General features: G+C 51.0%; 10 protein-coding genes. 4 read left to right on the top strand and 6 right to left on the bottom strand.

Going from position 1 to position 12447, the window contains the following annotated elements; genetic code table 11:
• Window positions 1-195 precede the first annotated feature (195 nt).
• From NSQ73_RS07740 to NSQ73_RS07725, 4 genes are all read left to right on the top strand, one after another.
• Window positions 196-753 (top strand): SMI1/KNR4 family protein, encoded by a 558-nt coding sequence (locus tag NSQ73_RS07740; RefSeq protein ID WP_340986001.1) that lies wholly within the window; start codon window positions 196-198, stop codon window positions 751-753.
• A 210-nt stretch (window positions 754-963) separates the two neighbouring features.
• The gene (locus NSQ73_RS07735) at window positions 964-1485 is read left to right on the top strand and encodes a hypothetical protein (RefSeq protein WP_340985999.1); all 522 of its coding nucleotides are present in this window, start codon (window positions 964-966) and stop codon (window positions 1483-1485) included.
• A gap of 226 nt (window positions 1486-1711) precedes the next feature.
• Window positions 1712-3469, top strand: a complete 1758-nt coding sequence (locus NSQ73_RS07730; RefSeq protein ID WP_340985998.1) for an ABC transporter ATP-binding protein — start codon at window positions 1712-1714, stop codon at window positions 3467-3469.
• Window positions 3469-5235, top strand: a complete 1767-nt coding sequence (locus NSQ73_RS07725; RefSeq protein WP_340985997.1) for an ABC transporter ATP-binding protein — start codon at window positions 3469-3471, stop codon at window positions 5233-5235. The genes NSQ73_RS07730 and NSQ73_RS07725 overlap by 1 nt, the downstream gene beginning before the upstream one ends.
• A 91-nt stretch (window positions 5236-5326) precedes the next feature.
• Here the strand turns inward: NSQ73_RS07725 and NSQ73_RS07720 are convergent, their stop codons facing one another.
• From NSQ73_RS07720 to NSQ73_RS07695, 6 genes are all read right to left on the bottom strand, one after another.
• A complete protein-coding gene (locus tag NSQ73_RS07720) occupies window positions 5327-6916 on the bottom strand; it encodes a sensor domain-containing diguanylate cyclase (RefSeq protein WP_340985996.1) in 1590 nt (529 codons plus the stop codon).
• A gap of 163 nt (window positions 6917-7079) precedes the next feature.
• Window positions 7080-8042 carry an acetylxylan esterase gene (locus NSQ73_RS07715; protein WP_340985995.1) on the bottom strand — a complete coding sequence of 321 codons (963 nt, stop codon included), beginning with the start codon at window positions 8040-8042 and terminating at the stop codon, window positions 7080-7082.
• Between the two features lie 28 nt (window positions 8043-8070).
• Window positions 8071-9054: a glycoside hydrolase family 130 protein gene (locus NSQ73_RS07710; RefSeq protein ID WP_197074406.1), complete on the bottom strand. Its 984-nt coding sequence runs from the start codon at window positions 9052-9054 to the stop codon at window positions 8071-8073.
• A gap of 64 nt (window positions 9055-9118) precedes the next feature.
• The gene (locus NSQ73_RS07705) at window positions 9119-9952 is read right to left on the bottom strand and encodes a carbohydrate ABC transporter permease (protein ID WP_042138985.1); all 834 of its coding nucleotides are present in this window, start codon (window positions 9950-9952) and stop codon (window positions 9119-9121) included.
• Window positions 9953-9955: 3 nt separating this feature from the next.
• Window positions 9956-10837 carry a carbohydrate ABC transporter permease gene (locus tag NSQ73_RS07700; protein ID WP_042138986.1) on the bottom strand — a complete coding sequence of 294 codons (882 nt, stop codon included), beginning with the start codon at window positions 10835-10837 and terminating at the stop codon, window positions 9956-9958.
• 130 nt (window positions 10838-10967) lie between these two features.
• Window positions 10968-12338 (bottom strand): ABC transporter substrate-binding protein, encoded by a 1371-nt coding sequence (locus tag NSQ73_RS07695; protein WP_340985993.1) that lies wholly within the window; start codon window positions 12336-12338, stop codon window positions 10968-10970.
• Between the last annotated feature and the right edge of the window lie 109 nt (window positions 12339-12447).

Below are 12447 nucleotides of genomic sequence, written 5' to 3'. Positions count from 1 at the left end.
TTCCCTCCGGATTCGAATTTATGTATTTTTGGCCCATTCAAGCCCTTAATCTCCCGTTCATTACCCGGAATTTCTCTATCATAACCAGCTATAACCAGTGCAATGTTCAACTGCCTCCAAGTAATTGCCCTGATTAACCTGCCGCTCTTGTTCATGTTACACTAAATCTACAAGACTTAAGGGGGCTACCAGCAGATGAATGTAGAATCGTTGTTTGAGATTTGTTACCAGAAGCATCCGGGGGCTTCGGAGCCTGAGCTGACACGCTTCACAGAGGAATGGCACAAGCCTTTGACGCAAGAGGAAATCGCGGAGATTACCGGACGGCAGCGGAATCCTTTTCCGGTTACCGATCCGCTTCATGCCGTATACCGGCCGTTCGATCCGGCACTCTGGACCCTTCCGGACATGCCGTTGCCTGCTGACTACCTGCATTTCCTGCGTTACTCCAACGGCGGAGAATTCGGCAACGGTGAACGGTATGTCCAGCTGTTCGGTACGGACCAGTTACGCTCTATGATGCTTGCCTACGAATTCCCCGAATACATGCCGGGCGGGGTTCCCTTCGCCATGGACGGCAGCGGCCATCACTACATCTGGGATATGCGCACGGCCCGGGAAGATGGTGCCTATCCCATCCTCATTGCCCATTCCGGTAATCTGGGTTATGAGGATGCGGCATGGATTGCCGGCAGCTTCGAAGAGCTATGCCGGGGAACCGTCTCGGCGGAAGATGTACTTTATAATTCTTGAAGCAGTGAGGTATTTAGGCGGAGCTGACCAGCTTCGTCTTTTTTAGTATTTACTCAGCATCTGCCACTGCACTACTTTCCTCAAATATAAAATCTATATTTTTCTATATAAACCCTTTAATTCCCACATTCAAAAAACTAATTATGAATTATACAATCTAACCAGAAGACTATCGGCCGGTAGATTTCCCAAGCACAGGAGAATCCATTTATGAAAAAAACAGTCTTCATCATGATGGGAATTATTCTGCTGTTGTTCACAGCCTGTAATAAAAAAGATTCAAACAGGATTCAAGATGATGAACGAGCTGCCGCAGAATATGTGAATTCACTGGGATACAAGATCATTGTCAACGAGGGGGAGACCTCAAGGTATACTCTCAGCCGGGAAATGTTTAGTGACCTTTCGTATATGAAGCTTTGGGCCGTTCAACAGACAGAGCCAGAATCCTATCTGGGGAAAGAAACCGTCACCTATGACTTTATTGTAAGCGGCCATCCTCTTGAGAAGAAATTCGCTTCTATCTACAAGCAAAATAATTATGACACCTCAGTAATGGTCATGTTTGCAGATGGTAAGGTTATCGGAGGCGGTTCAACACCTAAGAGCAAAAACAAACTTATTGTTATGACGGGCGGATACTATGCACTGAATGGTGACAGTCTGGAAGAGGTTACAAACATGAGTTATTCGGAATGGCTTGAAGAATGGAAACAGAAGTACGCAAATTAAGCAATATCATACTGATTATCCTTCAATAAACAGAGGCTATCCCAAGCTGAACGGCCACCTCATGGCGGCTCCTGGGATGGCCTCTTTTGTCATATCCGGTCTTCTTGGCCGCTCCCAGGACGGCCTCTTTTTCATAGTATTTTCAGCTTGTTTCAGCAAAAGTTAATTTTCAGTTTATCATTCTCCGGTACGATCATAGCAACAAACACGCAAAGGAGTCATTCTTATGTTGAAATTACTGAAGAATCTGGAGCCCAAAGAATGGTTCTTATTCGGCATCAGCCTCATGTTCATTATCGCGCAGGTCTGGCTGGATCTCGAGCTGCCCGGCTACATGAGTGACATCACCCGGCTGATCCAGACCCCGGGAAGCGAAATGAGTGAGATCATTACGGCCGGAGCCTGGATGCTGCTCTGTGCGCTTGGCAGTCTGGCGACCTCGATTGTCGTGGCAGGGATTGCCGCCAGAATCGCGGCCGACCTGTCAGCCAGATTACGCGCCAATTTATTCGATAAGGTGCAGTCCTTCTCGATGGAGGAGATCAGCAACTTCTCGACCGCCAGCCTGATTACCCGCTCCACGAATGATATCACCCAGGTCCAGATGCTGATTGTTATCGGCTTGCAGCTGCTGGTCAAGGCGCCAATCCTTGCCGTATGGGCTATCCTTAAGATTACGGGTAAAAGCTGGCAGTGGACGCTGGCGACAGGCGCCTCTGTTGGGCTGCTGGTGCTGATTGTCGCCGTCTGCATCACTCTCGTTCTTCCTAAATTCAAGAAACTGCAGCAGTTAACCGACAATCTGAACCGTGTCTCCAGAGAGAATCTGAACGGTCTGCGGGTCATCCGGGCTTACAATGCCGAGAAATACCAGGAAGAGAAATTCGCCTCCGCCAACAACGAGCTAACCAGCACCAATTTGTTTGCCAACAATGTAATGACAACGCTGATGCCGAGTATTTCCCTGATTATGAGCGGACTCAGCCTCTCCATCTATTGGATTGGTGCTGTAATTATTCAAGCAGCCGACGGCACCGCCAAGATGGGCTTGTTCTCGGATATGATTGTCTTCTCATCGTACGCGATGCAGGTCGTTATGGCTTTTATGATGCTGATCATGATCTTCATTCTGCTGCCCCGCGCCCAGGTATCGGCCAAACGAATTAATGAAGTGCTGGAAACCGTGCCTAGCCTGAAGAACGGATCAGTCACTCATTTCCCTGTGAAGCGTGAGGATGAGCTTGAATTCAGAGGGGTTAGCTTCAAATATCCGGACGCAGAGGATTATGTGCTGGAGAACATCAGCTTTACGGCGAAGCAGGGGGAGACGGTTGCTTTTATCGGCTCAACAGGCTGCGGCAAGAGTACGCTCGTTAACCTCATTCCCCGTTTCTATGATGCTACCGAAGGCGAAGTGCTCGTGAACGGCATCAATGTCAAAGAATACGACCAGCAGGTGCTGCGTAATAAAATGGGCTATGTCTCCCAGAAGGCGGTACTGTTCGGCGGAACAGTGGCTTCGAATATTGCTTTTGGCGAGAATGGTGCCGGTGAGGTGCTCAGCTCCGATATTGTAGATGCGGTGTACACGTCCCAGTCCTCTGAATTTGTGGAAAAGCTGGAGGGTAACTACGAAGCCCACATCGCCCAAGGCGGCTCCAATCTGTCCGGCGGACAGAAGCAGCGGCTCTCGATTGCCAGAGCGATTGCCCGGCGTCCTGAAATCTTGATCTTCGATGATTCGTTCTCGGCGCTTGACTATAAGACGGACCGCAAGCTGCGCAGCGAGCTGAAGAAGGATGCTCATGCGTCCACGATGCTGATCGTCGCCCAGCGCATTGGTACGATTAAAGACGCCGACAAAATCATCGTGCTGGAAGCCGGGCAAATTGCCGGTATGGGCACGCATGACGAATTAATGCAGACCTGCGCCGTCTATCAGGAAATTGCTTACTCACAGCTGACCAAGGAGGAGCTCGCCTAATGAAGATGAAAACCAAAGCTAAAGGACAGAATACCTGGAGCAAGCTGCTCCGTTACTGCCGTAAATACGTTCCGGTGATCGTCATTGCGCTGATCTGCGCGGCGGCCGGAACCGTGCTCACCCTGCTCGGTCCGGATATGCTCTCCGAGATTACGGACAAAATCACTGCCGGTCTCGCAGGCGGGATCGATATGGACGGCATTGCTGCCATCGGCATCACCCTCGTCGTGATCTACGCCATCAGCGCGGTGCTCTCACTCTCGCAGGGCCTGATCATGTCGAATATTACCCAGAAGGTCTCCAAGAAATTAAGAACCGATCTGGCTCATAAGATGAACCGGCTCCCAATCTCCTACTACAATAAGTCGGCCACAGGGGATATCCTCTCCCGGGTAACGAATGATGTGGATACCATCGGCCAGGCGATGAACCAGAGCATAGGTACAGTCGTAACCGCCGTAGCCATGTTCATCGGTTCGATCATCATGATGCTCCGGACCAATGTAATTATGACCCTTACCGCTATCGTAGCGACAATCATCGGCTTCGGCCTGATGGCGGTTATTATGAAGAAATCGCAGAAGTATTTTGCCAGCCAGCAGGAATTCTTGGGCAAAATCAACGGTCATGTTGAGGAAGTCTATACCGGACATAATGTTGTAAAAGCCTACAACGGTGAAGCGCAGATGCGCACCACCTTCCAGGAACTGAATCAGGGGCTGAAGAACAGCGCCTTCAAAGCGCAATTCCTCTCCGGACTGATGCCGCCGCTGATGGGCTTTATCGGTAATCTTGGTTTCGTAGCCGTTTGTGTCGTTGGCGCTGTACTGGCCTTGGATGGAACTATCTCCTTCGGGGTTATCGTTGCCTTCATTATGTATGTTCGTTACTTCACCCAGCCGTTATCCCAGATCGCCCAGGCTGCGCAGAACCTGCAATCGGCATCGGCCGCAGGCGGACGCGTGTTTGAATTCCTCGAAGAAGCAGAAATGGAAGACGAGACCCGCAAAGAGAACACACTGGCAACAGCGGCAGGCAAAGTAAGCTTTGACCAGGTGAAATTCGCTTACGATAATTCCGGGAACCTGGTGATCAAGAACTTCTCGGCCGATGTGAAGCCGGGGCAAAAGGTGGCCATCGTCGGCCCGACCGGAGCAGGCAAAACTACGCTCGTCAATCTGCTCATCCGCTTCAACGAGCTGACCGGCGGAGAAATCTACATCGATGACACACCGATCAGCAGTCTGACGAGGGAGAACATCCACGATTTGTTCTGCATGGTGCTGCAGGATACCTGGCTGTTTGAAGGCACAATCAGGGAGAACCTGATCTACAATCAGCAGAATATCACGGACGAGAAGCTTGTAGAAGCCTGCAAGGCCGTTGGCCTGCACCGCTTCATTCAGAGCCTTAGCGACGGATATGATACCGTCCTGAACGATAAGGTCAACCTGTCCGCCGGACAAAAGCAGCAGCTGACCATTGCCCGCGCGATGCTGAAGGATGCACCGATGCTCATTCTTGACGAAGCTACAAGCTCCGTGGATACCCGGACTGAGCTGCTGATTCAGCAGGCGATGGATCAGCTGATGGAGGGCAGAACCTCCTTCGTCATCGCCCACCGGCTGTCCACGATCAAGAACGCCGATGTGATTCTGGTCCTGAAGGACGGCGATATCCTGGAAAGCGGCAGCCATACAGAATTGCTGGCGAAGAACGGATTCTATGCCGAGCTGTATAACAGCCAGTTTGAGCAGGCTTCCTAAGCGGAGCTTGCCCTGCAATGTGGAGCTTCCTTCACATTGAAACCGCAAAAACAACGGCAGGCTCGTAACTGAGCCTGCCGTTGTTTCGTGTTCATTCAGCGAGAACCGTTCGGTTCCTCCCCCCGCTCTTCGCCAGATACAGCGCCTGATCCGCCTTCTCCAGCAAGCCCTCCTGTTCAGGGGAATGTGATGGATAATGCGCGACGCCCTGAGAAACCGTAACCTGCACAGGAACCGGAGCCTCGCTTTGTTCTACTGCCCGGCGAATTCGTTCAGCTGCGTTAAAGGCTTCTTCAGGCGTGGTGCGGGCCAGGAGAATAACGAATTCTTCACCGCCATAGCGGTAACAGATATCGTCCGGGCGGAGAGAGGCTGCCACCACCCTGGCAATATGCATTAACACTTCATCACCACTGTTATGGCCATAAGTGTCGTTAACGAGCTTGAACTTATCTACATCCAGCATGACAAGTGAAAAGGGTAAATCGGCGGTTATCCATTGATTTATCGTTTGTTCAAGGGATCTCCGGTTCATCAGGCCTGTCAGAGCATCCGTCGCAGCTTCCTGGGTCAGTTGATCGGTCTGCTCCTGAATATTGGCCAAGGCAAGCAATACACCATTGGTCAGCAAATAAGCTTCCCGGCTCCAATACTGCTTCGCTTCCCGTAATTCTATCTTTTCCTTCCCCATCTTGCTCACCACATTGGCCAGGTAGACAAAGGGGCTCGCAAACTTGCGCGCCAGGAGAATAACGCCCAGCAGCATGATGATAAACGGGAATAAGGAATACCCGATCAGGATACGAATGTGGCCGATCAGTTCCTTATGGATTTGACCAATCGGTGAGACAACCACTATTCCCCATCCATTGGACGGAACGCTCGAGTAGCCGGCAAGCAGCTCGGTGCCCCGGGTATTCCGCACCTGTTGCTCCCCGCTCTCCTTATTCATCAATCTTTGGACAACTGCATTGCTGCTGACACTCTCCCCGATAAGCTGCTTGTCCGGGTGATACACCAGATGCCCGTCCGAATCCACAATATAATAATAAGCGCCGGAATCCTCCTCCTGGCCGTTGTCAAAAATTTCAGACAGGACATTATTCTCCTGCAGATAGATCGTGCCGCTTAACATTCCGAGATATGTACCGGTGTTACCAACGATCGGTTGGCTCAAAAACACGATCAGCCGCTTAGTATTCGCTGTCAGATACGGGGAGGATATATACGGTTTTTGGACCGCCAAAGCTTCCAGACTATTGCTGGAGGTGATGTGCTTACCTGCTGTTCCCAAGCTGACAGGTGATACATTGCGGATTAATCCGCTTGCTTCGACCACTGTCATAGAATTGAAGAAATTGCTGCTGCTGCGCATCAGATCTAAATATTCATTCACTTTCTCCGGTGCCATGGTCTCGATACCGGACAATATACCGGCATTGTATTTCAAGCTGCCCTGCATAGATAGAAATAAGGAATCCATCGTCCTCGACATACGGTCAGCATTAATATAATTCAGATGGAGCGTCGTCTCCGTCAATGATCGTTTCTTGGACTCATACGAACCCACCAGAAGAATACCCGAAGTTAGCAGAATTACCAGCGTCACGAGCCCCGTTAACAGCGTTGTGAGACTCAGCTTATTACTTATGAGAAGCGCATTATTTAACCTATTAAGCAACCTGCAATCCTCCTTGGTGTCTGAAAACATAGTTACTTAATATTACAATGAATTATAGTATTGTTCGACAATGGATTATTTGCAGGAGAATTAATGATTAGTTTCAGAAAAAAAGACAACAAAAAACAGCCCGTTCACAATGGTGAACGGGCTGTTGTTCATCTCACAACACCATAAATGCCTGCAGTGTCCGGTCGGCAAGATACGGAAGGTACTCATGGCCGTATTCGTGATATACCAGGAGTTCCTTGTCAGACGTGATTTTATTATATGCAGCAAATTGGGTCGAAGGAGGACAGATGGTATCTGTCAGCCCGGTTACCCACAGCACCTTAGCCTGCACCCGGTCTGCCAGATTCTGAATATCGATATAACCCAGGCGGCCAAAAATTTCATCCTCGCGCAGATGATGCGGGTCGAAGAAGCGGAAATAATAGTTCAGCTCCTCATAGGCAGAGGTTGTAATATTCGTCTCCCAGGCCCGCTTATAATCGGAGAGGAACGGATATACAGGTACGGCCACCTTAATGCGCGGCTCCAGCGAGGCACAGGCAACAGTAAGCCCGCCGCCCTGCGATAACCCAAAGGCGCCGACCCGCTCCGGGTCAACCTCCGGCATGGCCATCAGGATACGCGCGGTCTGGGCGGTATCGAGAAATACATTGCGGTAGTACAGATGATCCGGGTCCGGATCATCGATCCCGCGGATGATATGCCCCCGGACCGTTGTGCCCTGAACGCTCAGGTTATCCTCGGACAACCCGCCCTGGCCGCGGCAATCCATGGCGAGTACGCTGATTCCGTGGGCGGCATACCCCACCTTCTCCAGCCAATCGCCGCTGTCACAGGCGTAGCCGTGGAACATGACCACTCCCGGACCGCCTTTCCCGCCGGATAGGGTCTTCGGCCTTACATATTTGCAGTGTATTCTGGCTCCGCCGACACCGGTGAAATACAGATGGAAGCAATCCGCCAACGGGCTCGTAAATCCCGCCGGCACCAGCTCATAATCCAGCGGCTGCGCCTCCAGCTCGCGCAGCGCACGATCCCAGTAGTCCTCAAAGTCCACGGGCCTCGGGCTGCTGCCTTCGTATGCCTGCAGTTGCGGCAGTGATCTTTCGTTCATGCTGACTCTCCTTAGGGTTGATGATGTCCTAGATCTTGCCCAGGCCGGCATCATCGCCCACTTCCTCATGGGTGTCGATGACGTAGTTCACAATATCCTGCACAGTGGTGTAAGCCACGCCTACATAGGTATCGGCAGCGCCGTAGTAGATGGCGATGCGGCCGGTTTCAGCGTCGGTCAGCGCTGCGCAAGGGAACAGCACATTGTTGACGAAACCTCTCTCCTCATACCATTCTTCCGGGGTAAGTACGAAGTTTCTGGAGCGGTATTTGACTCTCGACGGCTCGTCCTTATCCAGAATCACCGCACCCATGCTGTACACGAGGCCGTTGCAGGTTCCTGTAACCCCGTGATAGAACATCAGCCAGCCTTCGCTCGTTTCGATGGGGGCTGGACCGCCGCCGATCTTGGTGCTCTGCCACCAGCCTTGTCCGCCCTTGGTCATGACATGACGGTGTTTGCCCCAGTATACGAAGTCCGGGCTTTCGCTCAGGAAGACATCGCCGAACGGCGTGTGTCCGCTGTCGCTCGGCCGGGACAGCATCACGAAGTTGCCATTCAGCTTCTTGGGGAACAGCACGCCGTTGCGGTTGAACGGCAGGAACGGATTCTCCAGGCTGATGAACGTTTTGAAATCCTGTGTCTTGGCTACCCCGATGGCAGCACCATAGAAATCTGTACACCAGATGATGTAATAGGTGTCTTCCACCTTCACCAGACGCGGGTCATAGGCATAACGGGGTGCATACGGCTGGCCCGCTTCGTCTATAAACTGAATCGGCCCGTCATCGATTGTCCAGTCCAGACCGTCCGCACTATGGCCCATCCGCAGGTGAGGGCGGGTAGTGTTGTCCTCTACACGGAACACACCGAGAAAGCTGCCCTCATAGGCAATAACGGCACTGTTGAAGATCCGGGCAACGCCTTTGGCCGGATTGCGTTTGATGACCGGGTTGTCACTGTGTCTCCATACCGGATGGTCATTGCCTGCGGGTCTGTCCTGCCAAGGCATGTTCGGGATATTCTGGCCAGTAGTCAGCTTAACTTCTTTCAATGTAGGATTCCTCCAAATGTTTTTATTTTACTGAACCTTGTGCAAAGCCGTTGTAAATGTACTTTTGCAAGGAGACGAAGGCAACCAGCGTCGGAATGATCGCAATCATAATTGCCGCACAGATGACTTCCCACTGCGAGCCGTAAGGCCCTTTAAATTTGAACAGCGCGGTAGAGACGACCTGCAGGCTGCTTTTTGGCATGTACAGGAAAGGCGTATAAAAGTCATTGTAGATGTTAACGCCCTTCACGATAATGACCGTAACAATGGCAGGGCTAAGCAGCGGCAGAATAATTCTCCAGTAAATCGTCCAGTACGATGCCCCGTCCAGCATGGCCGATTCATCCAGCGACTCGGAGATCGAGTCCAGGAACTGCATGAAGATATAAACGGCGATAATGTCTGTTCCAAGATACATCAGAATGGGCGCCCAGCGCGTATTGAACAAATCCAGCGAGTTGATGATCTGGAAGGTAGCAACCTGTGTGGTTACCGCCGGAATCAGGGTTGCCAGCAGAAAAGCGCCCATCAGCAGGCTGCTGCCTCTGAATTTGAAGCGGGCGAGAATATAAGCCATCATCGATCCGGTCAGGGTAGCGCCGGCAATGGAGATCAGTACGATGATGATGGTGTTCATGAAGCCCAGCAGCATTTTGCCGTCGACAAAAGCTTTGGTATAGTTGGTGAAATTCAGCCAGTTCTCCGGCATGGTAAGCGGTCCGGTACTGGCATACTCAGCATTGGTTTTGAGCGAGGCGAAGAAGACGACAATGATCGGAATTAGGGCGGCAAGCGCGCCTAAGACTAAGGTGAGGTACTTGAAGAAAGAAGCTGCGCTGTATTTGAATGGTTGCATCTCTTACTTCTCCTCCTTAATCAGCACACGCTGCAGAATGGTCACGACAATAACAATACCCAGAAGCACTACAGCCATTGCCGAAGCAAGACCCAGCTTGCTGTATTTAAAGGCCACATCGACGGTCTGAATGACAAAGGTACCGCTGCCGTTAGAGCCGCCGGTCATGACATACGGAATTTCGAAGACACCGATCGCTCCGCTCACCGCGAGGATCAGATTGAGCTGCAGAATACGCTTGATGCTCGGGATGATAATATGTCTGAACTGGTGCCAGCGGTTCGCACCATCAATTTCCGAAGCTTCATAAATATCGCTGCCGATCGAGGAAATCGCTCCGAGGAAGATGATGAAGTTCATCCCCATGTATCTCCAGACGGAAGCAAAGGCGAGGGAAATATTGATCAGATGCGGATTCAGCAGCCACTTCTGCTGCCATGCGCCGAGTCCAACCAGGTCCAGCAGTGTATTAAGGGTTCCCTCCGGCTTGAAGAAGAACAGGAATATGAACCCGATGGCTACCCCGTTGAGCAGTGTCGGGAAGAACAGAATGCCTTTGAACCAGTTCTTCAGACGGACATTGAAGCTCAGGATGGTCGCGAAATACAGTGCCAGTCCCATTTGCACAAAGGTGGCGAAGAAATAATACAGACTGACCTTAAACACGGCGAAATACTCCGGTTTGGTGAAGATCGTCTTATAGTTGTCGAAACCGACATAATCCATTTTCTTGCTGAAGCCGTCCCAGCTTGTGAAGCTGTACTGGAACATTTTGAATACAGGTAAATATGAGAACGTCAACAGCAGCAGTACCGGAACTAACGAGAACAGCAGGATGATCAATATCCGCTGATTTTTATAGCTTAAGTTGGACAATCTCTCCATACCTCCTAAGAACACTAGCTTTATTACTCCATATCCATACCCTGCCTGTACCCGCAAAAGCGAAGGGGAAAATGCGCTGACGCATCTCCCCGTTCTCTTGAATCTGTCTTCACTCTGCGAGGTTTAAAGCTTATTGTGCGGTTGTAATCTTAGCTCTTGCCGCTTTCCATTTGTCGTTCAGGTCCTTCATGATATCGTCATAGGAATCCTTGCGGTTGCCGATGGCGGCTTCAATGATTACTTTCTTGAAGTCAGGCTGCCAGAGGCCGATCTCTGCCTCTTTATCGATTGCATCCACCCAGCCCTCTTCACCGGCTTTGGCGGGTGCAAGGGTGTCGAAGGTTACGTCCGTGCCTTCAAATTGCTTGAGAATTTCCGGAAGCTCAGCGCCCTTAACCGGGCTCATGCCTCCGCCTTCAGTGGTCGGATAGCCGGATTCATTAATGAACCAGTCTACCCAGGCTCTTGCCGCTTCCTTGTTCTGGCTGTGGATGCTTACACCCAGGTTATAATCGTCGGACAGCGGAACCAGAATTTTGTCTGCGTTGGTAGGGAAAGGCATGAAGCCGACATCATCCGGATGGGTAGCCAAGCCTTTGATCTGGCCGATGGCCCAGGAGCCGAGCATCATCGTCCCGATTTTACCGTTCGCCAGATCAGCCTTGGAGGATTCCCAGTCCGTAGTCGTAGGATCTTCTTCAATCAGTCCGTTCTTCGCGGCATCGTACATTACTTTGTACAGGTCGTAGTGGGGTTGTCCCGGTACGAAGTTATCATCCGAGGCAACCTGAGCGATATTTACATAATCGCGGTCTCCGGCAACCGTAGCCAGATCGGATTCCCATTGGGTGAGCGTCCAGCCTGCTGCATAGTTCGTGTACAGCGGAACTGCATCCGTCTTGTCTTTGATGCTCTGCAGAGCAGTCTGGAACTGTTCAAAGGTTCTTGGAACCTCTGTGATACCCGCATCTTTGAATACCTGCTTGTTGTAGATCACACCGGAGAAGTTAACGGTGACCGGAATCCCGTAGGAAATGCCGTCAACCGTGCGTTCTTCCAGGCCCGTATACTGCTGCTCCAGATCGGACATTTTACCCAGCGGCTCAAAAAATTCCGGCAGGTCCTTGATCGCCACGCTGGTTGGCAGCAGCAGCACATCACCGTAATCGCTCGTGCTCATCCGGATTTTGATCGGGTCCTCATAGTTCGACAGCGCTTCAAAATTTACTTTGACATCCGGATATTTCTCGTTGAACTTGGCTGCGTAATCCTTGAATACGGTATCAACGATATCCGTTCTTTGGGTGATTACCGTGATTTTGCCTTTAATATCCTTGGCTGCATCTCCCTCAGGAGCAGCAGTAGCCTCCGTGCCTGTCCCCGTATTGCCTGCGTTAGTTGCTGCTGCATTATCCGCATTGTTATTGCTCGAACAGCCTGCGAATAAACCCGCCATCAGCGTCAATGCTGCTAAACTTGTAACTGCCTTTGTCTTCTTCATTGCTGGTTAGACCCCTCTCTCCGATTCACAGATCATAATAACAATAAACTAACAAACTTTCCCGGGATAAAGCTTAATTCACTATACATGAGCTTAATTAATGCCTATC

It is taken from the genome of Paenibacillus sp. FSL R10-2736, from assembly GCF_038000245.1.
Lineage (GTDB): Bacteria > Bacillota > Bacilli > Paenibacillales > Paenibacillaceae > Paenibacillus_AQ > Paenibacillus_AQ phytohabitans.
Note: the sequence above shows the minus strand (reverse complement) of the source record. Positions and strands in the feature narration are given on the sequence as shown.

Excerpts from the sequence above, each read along its gene's own strand:
- NSQ73_RS07730 (WP_340985998.1), top strand. The coding sequence starts at position 1,712 with ATGTTGAAATTACTGAAGAATCTGGAGCCCAAAGAATGGTTCTTATTC.
- NSQ73_RS07725 (WP_340985997.1), top strand. The coding sequence starts at position 3,469 with ATGAAGATGAAAACCAAAGCTAAAGGACAGAATACCTGGAGCAAGCTG.
- NSQ73_RS07705 (WP_042138985.1), bottom strand. The coding sequence starts at position 9,952 with ATGCAACCATTCAAATACAGCGCAGCTTCTTTCTTCAAGTACCTCACC.
- NSQ73_RS07695 (WP_340985993.1), bottom strand. The coding sequence starts at position 12,338 with ATGAAGAAGACAAAGGCAGTTACAAGTTTAGCAGCATTGACGCTGATG.
- NSQ73_RS07735 (WP_340985999.1), top strand. The coding sequence starts at position 964 with ATGAAAAAAACAGTCTTCATCATGATGGGAATTATTCTGCTGTTGTTC.
- NSQ73_RS07700 (WP_042138986.1), bottom strand. The coding sequence starts at position 10,837 with ATGGAGAGATTGTCCAACTTAAGCTATAAAAATCAGCGGATATTGATC.
- NSQ73_RS07740 (WP_340986001.1), top strand. The coding sequence starts at position 196 with ATGAATGTAGAATCGTTGTTTGAGATTTGTTACCAGAAGCATCCGGGG.
- NSQ73_RS07715 (WP_340985995.1), bottom strand. The coding sequence starts at position 8,042 with ATGAACGAAAGATCACTGCCGCAACTGCAGGCATACGAAGGCAGCAGC.
- NSQ73_RS07710 (WP_197074406.1), bottom strand. The coding sequence starts at position 9,054 with ATGCCTTGGCAGGACAGACCCGCAGGCAATGACCATCCGGTATGGAGA.